At 67.3% G+C, this 15,684-nt stretch carries 12 protein-coding genes; 8 read left to right on the forward strand and 4 right to left on the reverse strand.

The genetic code is table 11. The features are described from left to right. Positions 1-10 precede the first annotated feature (10 nt). From LRK53_RS16170 to LRK53_RS16200, 7 genes are all read left to right on the forward strand, one after another. On the forward strand, positions 11-931 hold the full coding sequence (locus LRK53_RS16170; protein ID WP_027493434.1) for a histone deacetylase family protein: 921 nt from the start codon (positions 11-13) through the stop codon (positions 929-931). Between the two features lie 150 nt (positions 932-1,081). Further along, entirely contained in the window at positions 1,082-3,454 is a 2,373-nt protein-coding gene (locus LRK53_RS16175; RefSeq protein WP_027493435.1) for an LPS-assembly protein LptD, read from the forward strand. A gap of 35 nt (positions 3,455-3,489) precedes the next feature. Continuing rightward, entirely contained in the window at positions 3,490-4,821 is a 1,332-nt protein-coding gene (locus LRK53_RS16180; RefSeq protein WP_027493436.1) for a peptidylprolyl isomerase, read from the forward strand. A gap of 15 nt (positions 4,822-4,836) precedes the next feature. Further along, positions 4,837-5,835: a 4-hydroxythreonine-4-phosphate dehydrogenase PdxA gene (pdxA, locus tag LRK53_RS16185; RefSeq protein ID WP_027493437.1), complete on the forward strand. Its 999-nt coding sequence runs from the start codon at positions 4,837-4,839 to the stop codon at positions 5,833-5,835. A 515-nt stretch (positions 5,836-6,350) separates the two neighbouring features. Beyond that, positions 6,351-7,139, forward strand: coding sequence for a 16S rRNA (adenine(1518)-N(6)/adenine(1519)-N(6))-dimethyltransferase RsmA (gene rsmA, locus LRK53_RS16190; RefSeq protein WP_027493139.1), 789 nt, complete (start codon positions 6,351-6,353; stop codon positions 7,137-7,139). 46 nt (positions 7,140-7,185) lie between these two features. Next, positions 7,186-7,569, forward strand: a complete 384-nt coding sequence (gene apaG / locus LRK53_RS16195; RefSeq protein WP_027493140.1) for a Co2+/Mg2+ efflux protein ApaG — start codon at positions 7,186-7,188, stop codon at positions 7,567-7,569. Positions 7,570-7,584: 15 nt separating this feature from the next. After that, complete coding sequence (locus LRK53_RS16200; RefSeq protein ID WP_027493141.1) at positions 7,585-8,436, forward strand: symmetrical bis(5'-nucleosyl)-tetraphosphatase; 852 nt, start codon at positions 7,585-7,587, stop codon at positions 8,434-8,436. Positions 8,437-8,564: 128 nt separating this feature from the next. On the opposite strand, the gene secA is transcribed toward LRK53_RS16200, so the two are convergent. Both secA and LRK53_RS16210 read right to left on the reverse strand, forming a co-directional pair. Beyond that, positions 8,565-11,309: a preprotein translocase subunit SecA gene (secA, locus tag LRK53_RS16205; RefSeq protein ID WP_027493142.1), complete on the reverse strand. Its 2,745-nt coding sequence runs from the start codon at positions 11,307-11,309 to the stop codon at positions 8,565-8,567. A gap of 188 nt (positions 11,310-11,497) precedes the next feature. Then, complete coding sequence (locus LRK53_RS16210) at positions 11,498-12,427, reverse strand: M23 family metallopeptidase (RefSeq protein ID WP_037089969.1); 930 nt, start codon at positions 12,425-12,427, stop codon at positions 11,498-11,500. Positions 12,428-12,454: 27 nt separating this feature from the next. On the opposite strand from LRK53_RS16210, the gene LRK53_RS16215 reads away from it, so the two are divergent. Continuing rightward, positions 12,455-12,937: a DciA family protein gene (locus LRK53_RS16215; RefSeq protein WP_027493144.1), complete on the forward strand. Its 483-nt coding sequence runs from the start codon at positions 12,455-12,457 to the stop codon at positions 12,935-12,937. A 185-nt stretch (positions 12,938-13,122) separates the two neighbouring features. Here LRK53_RS16215 and lpxC read toward each other — a convergent pair whose 3' ends face one another. Then, positions 13,123-14,037 carry a UDP-3-O-acyl-N-acetylglucosamine deacetylase gene (gene lpxC / locus LRK53_RS16220; RefSeq protein ID WP_027493145.1) on the reverse strand — a complete coding sequence of 305 codons (915 nt, stop codon included), beginning with the start codon at positions 14,035-14,037 and terminating at the stop codon, positions 13,123-13,125. 453 nt (positions 14,038-14,490) lie between these two features. Continuing rightward, positions 14,491-15,678 carry a cell division protein FtsZ gene (gene ftsZ / locus LRK53_RS16225; protein WP_027493146.1) on the reverse strand — a complete coding sequence of 396 codons (1,188 nt, stop codon included), beginning with the start codon at positions 15,676-15,678 and terminating at the stop codon, positions 14,491-14,493. Between the last annotated feature and the right edge of the window lie 6 nt (positions 15,679-15,684).

The raw sequence follows: 15,684 nt of genomic DNA on the forward strand, positions 1-15,684 counted from the left end.
AGCCGCCGCGATGCTGCGGCTGTACACCCATCCTGCCTGCCTGCAGCACGACCCCGGCCCGGGGCACGTCGAGCGGCCGGCACGGCTGCAGGCGGTGCTGCAGGCGTTGGACCACGACCGCTTCGCCGCGCTGGACCGCATCGAGGCGCCGCGGGTTACCCGCGAGCAGCTGCAGCGCGTGCACGGCGCGGCGCACATCAGCGAGGTCCTGCTCGGTGCGCCGGCGGGCGAGATGCTCGCGCTGGATCCGGATACGGTGATGGGCCCCGGCTCGACCGAGGCGGCGCTGCGTGCCGCCGGCGCGGTGGTCGCGGCGGTCGACGCGGTGCTCGGTGGCGAGGTACGGCGCGCCTTCTGCGCGGTGCGGCCGCCCGGCCACCACGCCACGCGCGAGCAGGCGATGGGCTTTTGCCTGTTCAACAACGTCGCGGTGGGCGCGGCCCATGCGCTGGTCGCGCATGGGCTCAAGCGGGTGGCCATCGCCGACTTCGACGTGCACCACGGCAACGGCACCCAGGACATCTTCGAGCGCGAGCCGCGCGTGCTGTTCGCCTCCAGCCACCAGTCGCCGCTGTATCCGGACAGTGGCCGCGAGGACGAGCGCGGGGTGGGCAATATCGTCAACGGCACGCTGTCGCCGGGCGCCGGCTCGCACGAGTTCCGCGAGCTGTGGGACGGCGTGCTGCTGCCGCGGCTGCATGCGTTCAAGCCGCAGCTGGTGCTGGTCTCGGCCGGCTTCGACGCCCACCGCAACGACCCGCTGGCCGACATCCGCCTGGGCAGCGAAGACTACGCGTGGATCACCGAACGCCTGGCGGCACTGGCCGACGCGCATGCGGGCGGCCGGATGGTGTCCACCCTGGAAGGTGGCTACGACCGGGGCGCGCTGGCCGCCTGCGTGGGCGCGCACGTCGGCGCCCTCATCGGCTAGGCCGCCGCACGGCGCCTTGCTTTCCCACTCCGGATTTCCCTTCCAGTACCCGTCCCGGCTGAATCCCCGGCGTGCGGCGGCAAAGCTTCACCTGCCGTCCGGGGGGTCTTTCTGCTAGCTTAACGAGCCTTCGAAGCCGGCAGATTCCCCGTGACGCCCAAGCTACCTCCACGCCGCCTGCTGGCGGTCGCTGCCGCCCTTGCCCTGTTCGGCGGCCAGGCCGACGCCAGCACCCCCCCGGCCCCGCCCGCCGCTCCGACCAACCAGGCCTGTCCGCTGGGCTCGTTCCATTGCGCGCCGCGCCCGCTCAACTACGCCATGTGCCGGCCCAATGCCCTGCTGGAGTTCTACGACCCCAGCCTGGGCAAGGACGCCAGCCTGCGCGAGACCAGCCCCACCCTGGTGCAGGCGCAGCACGTGGACAGCTCCAACCAGTCCGTCTACCACCTCTCCGGCGAAGTGAAGCTGCAGCGCGCCGACCAGCAGCTGCAGGCCGAGCGCATCGACTACAACGACCAGAACACCGACTACGACGCCCGCGGCAACGTGCGCTACCAGGAGGCCGGCCAGTTGCTGGCCGCCTCCAGCATGCGCGGCAACACCGAGGCCAGCCGCGGCACCGCCAACGACGTGCGCTACCAGATGCTCGACGCGCGCGGCAACGGCACCGCCAGCCAGGGCCAGATGCTGGATGCGCAGCACTCGCGCTACTCGCAGGCCACCTACTCCACCTGCGACGTCGGCCACCACCTGTGGGAGTTCCGCGCCAAGTCCATCACCATCAACAAGGAAACCGGCGTCGGCGTGGCGCGCAACGCCACCATGCGCCTCGGCAACGTGCCGTTCCTGTACCTGCCGTACTTCAGCTTCCCGGTCGACGACCGCCGCAAGACCGGCTTCCTCTACCCGACCGTGGGCCACACCAGCCGCTCGGGCTACGAGATCAGCACGCCGTACTACCTGAACCTGGCGCCGAACTACGACGCCACGCTGGACCCGCGCTACTACAGCGCGCGCGGTGCGATGCTGGCCGGCGAATTCCGTTACCTGACCGCAGGCAGCCGCGGCCAGCTCAACGTGGAGTACGTGCCGGACGACCGCGGCGGGAACGACGGCCTGGCCGTCACCAAGGGCGACTCGCGCTACCTGGTCAACTTCTCCGACAGCACGCAATTGTGGCGAGGCTGGCAGTTCGTGGGTTCGTACAACCACGCCTCGGACAGCAGCTACCTGTACGACTACGGCGATGCCCTGTCTCACTCCGCCGTCTACACGCTCGCCTCCAATGCCGCGATCATGGGTGGCGGCAAGTGGTGGAACGCCTCCTTCGGGGGCACCATCTACCAGAACGTCAACCCGTTCGTCACCGACTACGGTCTGCCCTACAAGCAGCTGCCCTACGCAAAGTTCAGCCTGGACGTGCCGCTGTCGCGCTGGCTGGAAGTCGGCGTGGACAGCTCGGCGGTGGCGTTCCGCAAGGCGGGCTTCGTCGAAGGCCAGCGCGAGGACATCTACCCGTACCTGGCGGCCGACTTCGGCAGCTCGGCCTGGTTCGTGCGCCCGCGGCTCGGCTACCGCTACACCGCCTACCAGCTGGACAGCAGCTACCAGAACTACGGCTACGGTGGGCAGCTCGGCAGCGGTGCAACCTCGCCGTTCAACCAGAAGTCGCCGAGCCGCTCGATGCCGATCGTCAGCCTCGACAGCGGACTGGTGTTCGACCGCAGCACCACGCTGTTCGGCAGCAGCTATACGCAGACGCTGGAGCCGCGGCTGTACTACCTGTACGTGCCGTACCGCAAGCAGGACAACCTGCCGCTGTTCGACACCAACGTGATGTCGTTCGACTACTGGCAATTGTTCTCGACCAACCAGTTCTCCGGCGCCGACCGCCAGATGGACGCGAACAACCTCACCGCGGCGCTGACCAGCCGCCTGCTCGACGACGGTGGTGTCGAGCGGGTATCGGCCAGCATCGGCCAGATCCACTATTTCAGCCCACAGAAGGTGCTGGGCACCGACTGGGTCCGCTCGTCCTACGTGGCCCAGCTCGACGTGCAGCTCAGCGAGCGCTGGCGCCTGGGCAGCAGCTATCAGTGGAGCCCGAACACCCGTCTCACCGACCTGGCCTCGGTGCAGCTGCAGCGGCGCATCCGCACCGACGGCGTCCTCAATTTCTCCTACCGTTACCGTCGGGGCCTGCTGGAACAATACAACGCCTCCGTGGTCTACCCGGTGTCCGAGCGCTGGCGGCTGGTGGGCGCATGGACTTACTCGGTGAAGGATCGCGAGAGCGTCGATGCACTGGCCGGCGTGGAGTACGACAGCTGCTGCGTGTCGCTGCGGCTGGTGGGGCGCAGCTACGTGAACCAGAGCTACTACGGCTTCGGTCCGGCGCCGACCGGCGGCAACATCAACCATCGCGACAATGCCGTCATGTTCGAGGTGGTTTTCAAGGGGCTGGGCTCCACCGGCAGCCAGATCGATCCACTGCTGCGCCGTGATATTCTCGGCTATCAATAAACGCATTCGCCCCGGCGAAATCAGGCTTTCCACTGATGAAGCAATCCCTTGCATCCCTCCTGCTCGCGCTCGCGATCATGCTCCCCGCCCACGCCCAGCTGCTGGCGCCGGCCGACCAGCCGCTGGACCGCATCGCGGCGGTGGTCAACGACGACGTGATCCTGCAGAGCGAGCTGAACGACGCCGTGGCTTCGGTGCAGCAACAGTACGCCGGCCGCGCCGGTCAGCTGCCGCCGATGAACGTGCTGCAGCAGCAGGTGCTGAATCGGCTGGTGCTGATGCGCCTGCAGATCCAGAAGGCGCGGGACCAGGGCATCCGCATCTCCAATGCCGACGTCGACCAGGCCGTGCAGGGCGTGGCCGAACAGAACAAGCTCACTCCCGAGCAGTTGCGTGCCGAGGTGGAGCGCAGCGGCGCCAGCTTCGCCTCGTTCCGCGAGCAGCTGGCCGACCAGATCACCGTGCAGCGGCTGCACCAGAGCGTGGTGCAGGATTCGGTCTCGGTCACCGACAGCGAGATCGACAACCTGCTCAGCAGCCCGACCTACAAGGCCGGCGAGGTGCACCTGGCGCACATCCAGATCGGCATCCCGGGCGGCGCTGACGCCACCGCGATCCAGGCCAGCCAGGCCAAGGCCGAGCAGGCGCTGGCCGCGATCAAGGGCGGCATGGATTTCAACGCCGCCGCGATCCGCTACTCCAACGCGCCCGATGCGCTCGACGGCGGCGACCTCGGCTGGCGCCGGCTGGACGAGATCCCGCCCGCGTTCGCCGACACCCTCGCTTCGATGAAGCCCGGCGACGTCAGCGCGGCGCTGCGCGGCCCAACCGGCTTCCACATCCTCAAGCTGGTCGATCAGCGCCAGAACAGCCGCAAGATGGTCACCGAGCTGCACGCACGGCAGATCCTGATCAAGCCAAGCGACCTGCTGACCCCGGCGCAGGCCCAGCAGAAGGCGCAGGACCTGTACCACCGCGTCGTCGACAAGCACGAGGACTTCGCCACGCTGGCGAAGGAAAACTCCAAGGACGACACCACCGCCAACATCGGCGGCGACATGGGCTGGTTTCCGCCGCAGGCATGGGGCCAGGCCATTGCCGCGCAACTGGCCCAGCTGAAGGACGACCAGGTATCGCAGCCGTTCCAGAGCGCCGCCGGCTGGCACATCGTGCAGCGGCTCGGCGAACGCCAGCGCGACCAGACCGTGCAGATCGAACGCGACCAGGCGCGGCAGGCCATCGGCACGCGCAAGTCCGAACAGGTCTACGACGACTACCTGCGCGACCTGCGCTCCAACGCCTATGTCGACGTCCTGGTGCCCGAGTTGCGCGACGCGGACAGCCAGGCTGCCGCCAGCTCGCCGTAACGGCGGTTGGACACCATGCCACTGCCCCGGCTCGCGCTGACGGCGGGTGAGCCGGCGGGCGTTGGCGCCGAACTGCTGATCCGCCTGGCCGCCACGCCGCTGGCGGCGAGCCTGGTAGCGATCACCGACCGCGGCTTGCTGCAACGCGCCGCCTCGCGCTGCGGCGTGGCCATCGAACTCACCGACGACGACGGCAGCCACCAGGCGGCACGCCGCCCCGGCTCGCTGCGTCTGCACCACGTTCCGCTGGCCATCGAGGAAGTGCCGGGGCGGCCGGACCCGCGCAACGCCCGTCACGTGCTGGACACGCTGGCCGAAGCCGCCGACGGCTGCATGGCTGGCCGCTACGACGCGGTGGTCACCGCGCCGCTGCAGAAGTCCTCGATCAACGACGCCGGCATCCGCTTCAGCGGACATACCGAATTCTTTGCCGAACGCGCGCGCGCCGACGTGGTGATGATGCTGGCCAGCCCGGAACTGCGGGTAGCGCTGGCCACTACCCATCTGCCGCTCGCAGCGGTATCGGCGGCGATCACGCCGGCTGCGCTGACCCGCACGCTGCGCATCGTGCACGCCGAGCTGCAGCGCAAATTCGGCATGGCCGCGCCGCGCATCGCGGTGCTCGGGCTCAACCCGCACGCCGGCGAAGGCGGCCACCTCGGCCGCGAGGAGATCGACACGCTGATCCCGGTGCTCGACGCCCTGCGCCGCGAAGGCATGCAGCTGCTCGGCCCGCTGCCCGCCGACACGGCCTTCGTGCCGGCACAGCGCGCGCATTACGACGCCGTGCTGGCGATGTACCACGACCAGGCCCTGCCGGTGTTGAAGAGCGAGGCGTTCGACCGCACCGTGAACCTCACCCTCGGCCTGCCGTTCATCCGCACCTCGGTCGACCACGGCACCGCGCTGGACCTGGCCGGCAGCGGCCGCGCCGATCCATCCAGCCTGATCGCGGCGGCAAACCTCGCGTTGGCGCTGGCGGCGCGCCAGCGAGAAGAGCACGAAGAGGAGTGAGAAGTGAGCAAAAGCAGCCAGGCCACCACTCTCGTTCCCCGCTCCTCTTCGCTCAGAGCTTGTGAAGAAAACCACATCCTGTGGTTTTCTTCGATCGCGAGTCCGGTACACGCCCGGACTCGCTCACATGGAACAGTCACTGGCGTGACTGTTTCATGTCCGGCCATCGGGCAACCGCTCCTGCGTTGCCTCAACTCGGGCATCGGGCAACCGCTCCCTGCGTTGCCTCAACTCGGGCATCCATGCCCTCGCCATGCCCCTCGCCCTGGCCGACCTGAGAGGTTGAAAAAATCACAACCTCTCAGAGCTTGTGAAGAAAACCACATCCTGTGGTTTTCTTCGATCGCGAGTCCGGTACACGCCCGGACTCGCTCACATGAAACAGTCACTTGCGTGACTGTTTCATGTTCGGCCATCGGGCAACCGCTCCTGCGTTGCCTCAACTCGGGCATCCATGCCCCTCGCCCTGGCCGACCTGAGAGGTTGAAAAAATCACAACCTCTCACTGCTGCCCCATGAACGCACGCCCCAAGAAAAGCTTCGGCCAGCACTTCCTGCACGACCGGCGCTACATCGACCGCATCGTCGGCGCGATCGCACCGCGGCCGGAGGATTTCATGGTCGAGATCGGCCCCGGCGAGGGCGCGTTGACCCTGCCGCTGCTGGCGGCGGCGGGCAGGCTCACCGCGATCGAGCTGGACACCGACCTGATCCCCGCCCTGCGCTCGCGTGCCGCCACGGTGGGCGAGCTGCACGTCGTCCACGCCGACGTGCTGAAGGTGGACTTCAGCGCGCTGGCGCACCGCCACGGCGTGCCGCAGCTGCGCATTGCCGGCAACCTGCCGTACTACATCTCCAGCCCGATCCTGTTCCACTGCGTCGAGCATGCCGCGGCCATCCGCGACATGCATTTCATGCTGCAGAAGGAAGTGGTCGAGCGCATGGCCGCCGAACCGGGCAGCAAGGTATACGGCCGGCTGTCGGTGATGTTGCAGCTGGCCTGTCGCGTGGAACCGCTGTTCGAGGTGCCGCCGGAGGCGTTCCGCCCGCCGCCGAAGGTCGAATCCGCGGTGGTGCGGCTGCAGCCGTTGCCGCCCGACGAACGGCACGACGCGGTGCCGGAACACGTTCACGCGGTGGTCAAGGCCGCGTTCGGCCAGCGCCGCAAGACGCTGGCCAATGCGTTGCGGCAACTGCTCGACGCCGACGCGATCCGGCGCGCCGAGGTCGACCCGAAAGCGCGCGCCGAAACCCTCGCTCCGGCCGATTTCGTGCGCCTGGCCAAGGTCTACGGCAGCCTCTGAGGGAAACGCGCGCCCCATTCACGGCGGCAGGCCTTACAATCCGGGCATGACTGAAAAATCTTCCTACACGATCGACGTGCAGGTCGAAACCCGCTTCGTCCCCGACCAATCGAAGCCCGGTGACAATCGCTACGTTTTCGCCTACACCGTCACCCTGCGCAACGCCGGCGAGATGCCCGCGCGCCTGCTCGCACGCCGCTGGATGATCACCGACGGCAACGGCAAGGTCGAGGAGGTCACCGGCGAAGGCGTGGTCGGCGAACAGCCCTGGATGCGGCCCGGCGACGATTTCGAATACACCTCCGGCGCGGTGCTGGAGACGCCGGTCGGCACCATGGGCGGCAGCTACCGGATGCTGGCCGACGACGGCACGGAGTTCGAGGCGCCCATCCCGACCTTCACCCTGTCCATTCCGCGTACGCTGCACTGATGGCCCTGCGCTGACATGGCTACGTACGCGATCGGCGACGTGCAGGGCTGCTATCCCGAATTGCAACGCCTGCTCGACAAGCTGCGCTTCGACCCGGCACAGGACCGGCTGTGGTTCTGCGGCGACCTGATCAACCGCGGCGGCCGCTCGCTGGACACGCTGCGGCTGATCCACGGCCTGCGCGAATACAGCGTGGTCACCCTGGGCAACCATGACCTCAGCCTGCTGGCGATCGCCCAGCGCCGGCCCGACGCGCAGGCCCGGGTGAACCCCGAACTGCGTGAGGTGCTGTTCGCCGACGACGCACCGGTGCTGTTCGAGTGGCTGCGTTCGCAGAAGCTGCTGCACCATGACGAGCAGCTCAACTGGACCATGGTGCATGCCGGCCTGGCGCCAACGTGGACGCTGCGCCAGGCGCAGCGCGCCGCGCAAGAGGTCGAGCGCGAGCTGTCCAGCCCGCACCATCCACGTCTGCTGCGCAACCTGTTCGGCAACCGGCCGGCGCTGTGGTCGAGCCGGCTGCAGGGCCTGGACCGCCAGCGCGCCACCATCAACACGATGACCCGGATGCGCTACTGCGACGTCAACGGCCGCATCGACTTCGAGGCGAAGGGTGCTCCCGGCACGCAGAAGGCCGGACTGTATCCGTGGTTCGAAGTGCCCGGTATGCGCCGGCGCGACACCCGCATCGTCTGTGGCCACTGGTCGGCACTGGGCCGCTTCGCCGGACTCGGCGTGCACGCGATCGACACCGGCTGCGTCTGGGGCGGGCAGCTCACTGCCTTGCGGCTGGACAGCGAGGAGCTGCAGTACATCGCAGTCAACGCCGAGCCGTATCGCAAACGCCCACCCGGCGGCGAGGACTGATCCGCCACTACTGAACCGACAGCCATGAAAAAACCCCGCCGCAGCGGGGTTTTCTTTTGATGAGGCGTGCGGCCATGGATGGCCGCCCGTTTGACCCTCGCGATCAGGGACGATTGCAAAAAAACAACTCAGGCGAGCTGGCCGTGGCAGTGCTTGTACTTTTTGCCCGAGCCGCACGGGCACGGGTCGTTGCGTCCGACCTTGGAGCCATCGTGCTGCGCAGGCTGCTGCGCCAGACGCATGCTGGCACCGACCGCCGCCTCGGCTGCCACCGCGCCGCCAAACGCGCCTTCCGTCGGCGCGCCGCCGCCGCTGGCCAGCATCTGCTTCTGCAGGCGATCGGCCAGGCGGCGCTGCTCGGCCTCCATCGCGGCGACTTCCTCCTCGCTGCGAATGCGGATCCGCGCCAGCATCTGCACCACTTCGGCCTTGATCCGCTCGAGCATGTCGGAGAACAGCTTGAACGACTCGCGCTTGAACGCCTGCTTCGGGTCCTGCTGTGCGTAGCCGACCAGGTAGATACCCTGGCGCAGGTAATCCATGCTGGCCAGATGATCCTTCCAGGCGTTGTCCACCACCGTCAGCATGATGTGCTTTTCCAGCTGGCGCATGGTCTCGGCGCCGATCTGCGCCTCCTTGGCCTGGAACAGCTCATGCACCGCGCCGCGCACATGCTCGAGGAGCATCTTCGCGTCGATCTCGTGCTGCTGCTCGATCCATTGCTTGAGGTCGAGCGACAGGCCCAGCTCGCTTTCCAGCTCGCGGTCGAGCCCGGCCAGATCCCACTGCTCGTCGATGCTATCGTCCGGCACGTACGCACGCACCATGCTCTGCACCACGTCGTCGCGAATGTCGGCAACGGTGGCCTGCACCTCGTCGTCGTCGAGCAGTTCGTCGCGCTGGCGATAGATCACCTTGCGCTGGTCGTTGGCGACGTCGTCGAACTCCAGCAGGTGCTTGCGGATGTCGAAGTTGTGCTGCTCGACCTTGCGCTGCGCCTTCTCGATCTGGCGGCTGATCATGCGGTCTTCCAGCGCGTCGTCGTCCTTCATGCCGAAGCGCTTCATCCAGCGCACCAGGCCTTCGCCGCCGAAGATGCGCAGCAGGTTGTCCTCCAGCGACAGGTAGAAGCGCGAGGAGCCCGGATCGCCCTGGCGACCGGAACGGCCGCGCAGCTGGTTGTCGATGCGGCGCGACTCGTGCCGCTCGGTACCGATGATGTGCAGGCCACCGGCAGCGACCACCCGTTCGTGCAGTTTCTTCCACTCGGCCCTGACGCGCTGGCGGTCGGCCTCACCGGCCTCCGCCGGCAGCTCCGCCAGCGCCGCCTCCAGGCTGCCGCCGAGCACGATGTCGGTGCCGCGGCCGGCCATGTTGGTGGCGATGGTGACCTGGCCGGGTGCGCCGGCCTGGGCCACGATGTGCGCCTCGCGCTCGTGCTGCTTGGCGTTCAGCACCTCGTGCGCCACGCCGGCCTTCTTCAGCAAGCCCGACAGCAGCTCGGACACCTCGATCGAGGTGGTGCCCACCAGCACCGGCTGGCCGCGCTGGTGGCAAGCGCGGATGTCCTCGATCACCGAGTTGTACTTCGGCGTCTGCGACAGGAAGATCATGTCCGGGTTGTCCTTGCGGATCATCGGCTTGTGGGTGGGAATCACCACCACCTCCAGGCCGTAGATGCTCTGGAACTCGAACGCCTCGGTGTCGGCCGTGCCGGTCATGCCGGCCAGCTTCTTGTACATGCGGAACAGGTTCTGGAACGTCACCGTGGCCAGCGTCTGGTTCTCGCGCTGGATCGGCACGCCTTCCTTCGCCTCCACCGCCTGGTGCAGGCCGTCCGACCAGCGCCGACCCGGCAGGGTGCGGCCAGTGAACTCGTCGACGATGATCACCTCGCCGTCGCGCACGATGTAGTCGACGTCGCGCTGGTAGATGCCGTTGGCCCGCAGCGCCGCGTTGAGGTGGTGCACCACCGCCAGGTTCTTGGAGTCGTACAGGCCGCTGTCCTGCTCGATCACGCCGCTCGCGCGCAGCAGTTCGTCGGCGTGCTGCATGCCCGCCTCGGACAGGTGCACCTGCTTCTGCTTCTCGTCGACCCAGTAGTCGCCCTCGCCGTTCTCCTCGATCTGGCGGACCATCTGCGGCACGATCTTGTTCACTGCGATGTACAGCTGCGGGGAATCCTCGGCCGGACCGGAGATGATCAGCGGCGTGCGCGCCTCGTCGATCAGGATCGAGTCGACCTCGTCGACGATCGCATAGTGCAGGCCGCGCTGATAGCGCTGTTCCTTGCTCAGCGCCATGTTGTCGCGCAGGTAGTCGAAGCCGAACTCGTTGTTGGTGCCGTAGGTGATGTCGGCGGCGTAGGCCGCGTGTTTGTCTGCGTGGTCCATGCCCGGGTACACCACCCCCACGGCCAGGCCGAGGAAGTTGTACAGCTTGCCCATCTGGGCCGAGTCGCGCCGGGCCAGGTAGTCGTTGACGGTGACCACGTGCACGCCCTTGCCGGCCAGCGCATTCAGGTAGACCGGCAGCGTGCCGACCAGGGTCTTGCCCTCGCCGGTGCGCATCTCGGCGATCTTGCCCTGGTGCAGCACCATGCCGCCGATCATCTGCACGTCGTAGGGGCGCATGCCCAGAGTGCGCTTGGCCGCCTCGCGCACCACCGCAAACGCTTCCGGCAGCAGTTTGTCGAGCGATTCCCCGGCCGCAACACGCTGCTTGAACACGTCGGTCTTGCCGCGCAGCTCGTCATCGCTCAGTTTCTCGAATTCGGGCTCCAGCGCATTGATGCGGTTGACACTCTTGGAAAGCTGGCGCAACACGCGTTCGTTGCGGCTGCCAAACAGGCTCGTCAGGGCACGATTGAACATCGATCTTCCGGGTTGGAGTGAAATGCCCACGGCGCACGCGGGCCAATCGAGCATGTTACTACATGCCCGCCGGGCACCATCCGCGGAGGCAGCCGCGCCGGGATGCGGCCGGTCGAGCCAGGCCGCAGCGTCATCCTGAATGGCGCCGGCCAGCGCCGGATTCAAGGCATGGTGGGCAGCAACGGGCCTCAGCGATGGTTGCGCACGAACGCCAGCGGGTTGACCACGCGGCCGTTGTACCAGACCTCGAAATGCACGTGCGAACCGGTGGAACGACCGGTGGAGCCGGCCCGGGCCACCACGTCGCCGACCTGCACGTGCTGGCCAGGACGCGCCACCAGCGCGCTGTTGTGCGCATAGCGGGTCATGTAGCCGTTGCCGTGGTCGATCTCGACGACGTTGCCGTAGCCCTGGCGCACGCCGGCAAAGGTCACCATGCCCTCGGCCACGGTGTGCACCAGCGTGCCGAGCGGGGTCGAGATATCAATGCCGGTATGCCGCGCCGAGCGGCCGTCGAACGGGTCCGCGCGCACGCCGAAATAGGAGGAGATATAACCCGGCACCGGCATCCCGGTCGGCTTCAGGTTCGACTCGATCCGGGCATCCAGCAGCAGGCTCTGCAGCGCCGACAGCTGCGCCTGTTGGCGATCGAACTGGCTGGCCAGCTGGGTGATGCTGTTGTCCAGCGCAGGCGGCAGGGCATAAGCGCTGCTGCCAGGGTCCTCGACGCCGCCGACGGCCGGCTGCTGGTCGAAATCGAACTCGCCGTCGTCGAGCTTGCCGACCTCCGCCAGGCGTTCGCCCAGCGCGTTCAGGCGGGTCGACTGGGCCTGCAGCTGGCCCAGCTTCACGGCCAGTGCGTCGAGGCTGCGCTGGGCTTCCTGGCGCACCCCGCCCAGTTGGGCGTCCTGCTGCCGGGCCTGCTGCTGCAGGTCGCGGATCTCGGCCAGCGCGCGGTCGCGCGGACTGGCCACCAGCATGGCCAGCGCCACGCCGACACCCATGCAACCGAGTACCGCCAGCGCAGCGGCCGAGAACAGCTTCCAGCGCAGGCGATGGTCGGCCAGGTCGAGGGTTTTCGGCAGTTTCCGGGCGCGTGATACGAGTATGATCTGCATGTCTTTCCTGGGTCGAATTCCGGCACCATGCAACGCGCCACTCCGGCCACTTCCCGCCGCACCGGCAGCGGGCCGAAGCCCCTCGCCGACTGCGGCTCCTTCGCGACGCTGGCCCGAAGGGCCGACGCGCTGGAAGCGCTGGACCGCGCACTGCGCCAGACATTGCCGTTACCGCTTCGCGAGCAGGTGAGGTTCGCCAACCTGCGCAACGATCGCCTCGTCTTCCTGGCGTCTTCACCGGGCTGGGCATCGCGGCTGCGCTTGATGCAGACGCAAATCCTTGCCGCCGCACATGCCATTGGCACCTGCGCCAGTTCAGTCACCGTGAAAGTGATCCCCCCTGCACCAGCCGCCACAGCGCCGGACCGGTCGAAACCGCTTTCGCCTGCCGCCGCCGCCCACCTCAGGGCCGCCGCCGCATCATTCACAGACCCCGAATTGCGGGCGCTGTTCCTTGAGCTGGCGTCCTTCGCCGAAACCGCTGATTCCCCCTCGCCCGGCACCGATTGATGGCGCCGGTCCGCATGTCGCAGGCGGTTTTATAGCACGCCATTTGTTAAGGAGTAATCAGCCATGTCGCGAAGGCGTGAAGCGCAGCGCCCCCAGAACGTGATTGGCCCCACAAAAAAACGGCCCCGTCGCGCGACGGAGCCGTTTTTCGTGAGGGACTCGTAGAGGACTGGCCGCTGGTCGGCTCAGATGGCCTGTGCCGGGTGGGCGTAGGAGATCGGCGAGGTGGCCGGATCATCCTGATAGCTGACCTCTTCCCAGGCCGAGGCATCGGCCATCAGGGTGCGCAGCAGCTTGTTGTTCAGTTCGTGACCGGACTTGTGCGCGTGGTACGCGCCGATCAGGCTGTGGCCGAGCAGGTACAGGTCGCCGATCGCGTCGAGGATCTTGTGCTTGACGAACTCATCCTCGTAGCGAAGGCCGTCCTCGTTCAGCACCCGGTAGTCGTCCAGCACTACCGCGTTGTCCATCGAGCCGCCCAGCGCCAGGTTGTGCTCGCGCAGCATCTCGATGTCGCGCATGAAGCCGAAGGTGCGCGCGCGGCTGACTTCCTTGACGAACGAGGTGGTGGAGAAGTCGATCTCGGCGCGCGAGGTGCGCTGGCTGATGATCGGGTGGTTGAAGTCGATCGAGAAGCCGACCTTGAAGCCCTCGAACGGCTCGAAGCTGGCCCACTTGTCGCCTTCCTGCACCTTCACCGGCTTCTTGATGCGGATGAAGCGCTTGGCCACGTTCTGTTCTTCGATGCCGGCGGACTGCAGCAGGAAGACAAACGGACCGGCGCTGCCGTCCATGATCGGCACCTCCGGCGCGGACAGGTCGACGTAGGCATTGTCGATGCCCAGGCCCGCCATCGCCGAGAGCAGGTGCTCGACCGTGGCAACGCGCGCCTCGCCATCGACCAGCGTGGTCGACAGCCGGGTATCACCGACATTGTCCTCACGCGCGCGGATATCCACCGGCGGGGTCAGGTCGGTGCGGCGGAACACAATGCCCGTATTCGGCGCCGCGGGTCGCAAAGTCATGTACACCTTGTCACCCGTATGCAGGCCGACGCCGGTCGCCCGGATGACGTTCTTGAGCGTACGCTGCTTGATCATTGTAGTTGGTACCTGTGTAGGCAGCAGCCAATCAGGGGCGGATGCTAACACAGTTTTAACCTGTGGTGAAAGCAAACCGTACCGTACAGTCTGATTAAGCCTTCATGTTTCTTTCATCCTTGAAAGCTGACGCGTCCGCTGCGGTTTTCCCGATCAGGCGGCGGCGCGACACGATACCCCGGGCCTGGGACGGGAATCCGGCAGGGGTATCGGGCCAGTCGCTGCGGGCAATCCCGCGCCGACAGGCCATGCGTCATCCCGACGCACAGTCTTGCTGCTGTAAAGCTGCGAACGGCCAGCCGAAGCCAACCCCGGCCCTTCCCCGCGCATCGCTCGGTCCGGCAGACGGCGCCGGCGCGGCACGATGGAAGTAGTGACCGATCCAACGGGCGATCGTTCAATCCTTTCGCATTTCCTTAACTTGTGCAAGCGGTCCGAAGTCGATATGCCTACTCAGTCGGCCTGGCGGCGCAGGAACGCCGGGATATCCAGGTAATCGAAGCCCGGCTCGGCGCCCTTCGCCGGTGCCGCCGGTTCCGTACGGCCGTGGCTGACCGCCATCTCCGGTTGCGCGTAGTCGACCACCTCGTTGCCGGTGCCGGTCCGCAGCACCACCGGACGCGGGCGCATCAGCACCTGCTGGGTCTCGACCATGCGGATCGGCGGCTGCTGGCGCGAGGCCATCGCCCGGTTGAGGCCGGTGGCGACCACGGTGACGCGCACGTCGTCCTTCATCTCCGGGTCCAGCGAGGTGCCCATCACCACGGTGGCGTCCTCGCTGGCGAAGTCGTGGATGATGCGGCCGATCTCGTCAAACTCGCGCATGGTCAGGTTGGGACCGGCGGTGACGTTGACCAGGATGCCGCAGGCACCGTTGAGGTTGACGTCCTCCAGCAGCGGGTTCTTGATCGCCGCCTCGGCCGCCGCCTGGGCGCGGTCGTCGCCGCGGGCGGTGCCCGAGCCCATCATGGCCAGGCCCATCTCCGACATCACGGTGCGCACGTCGGCGAAGTCGACGTTGATCAGGCCCGGGGCGGTGATCAGGTCGGCGATGCCCTGCACGGCGCCCTGCAGCACGTCGTTGGCGGCCTTGAACGCGTTGAGCAGGGTGACCTCGCGGCCGAGCACGCTGAGCAGCTTCTCGTTCGGCACGGTGATCAGCGAGTCGACGTGCTGGGACAGGTCCTCGATGCCCTTCAGCGCAACCTGCATGCGCCGACGGCCCTCGAATGGGAACGGCTTGGTCACCACCGCCACGGTGAGGATACCCTTCTCCTTGGCCAGCTGCGCCACCACTGGTGCCGCGCCGGTACCGGTGCCACCGCCCATGCCGGCGGTGATGAACACCATGTCGGCGCCTTCCAGCATCGCCTCGATCCGTTCGCGATCCTCCAGCGCAGCCTGCCGGCCGACTTCGGGATTCGCACCGGCGCCGAGACCCTTGGTCACGTTGCCACCGAGCTGCAGGTGGGTGCGCGAGCCGCAGCTGTTCATCGCCTGTGCGTCGGTGTTGGCGACGACGAATTCCACGCCTTCAATGTTGGCATTCAGCATGTGCGCCACGGCATTGCCGCCGCCGCCGCCCACGCCGATCACCTTGATGACCGCATTGGGTGCAAGTTTATCGATCAGTTCAAACATTTCCCG

Source organism: Rhodanobacter thiooxydans (assembly GCF_021545845.1).
GTDB lineage: Bacteria > Pseudomonadota > Gammaproteobacteria > Xanthomonadales > Rhodanobacteraceae > Rhodanobacter.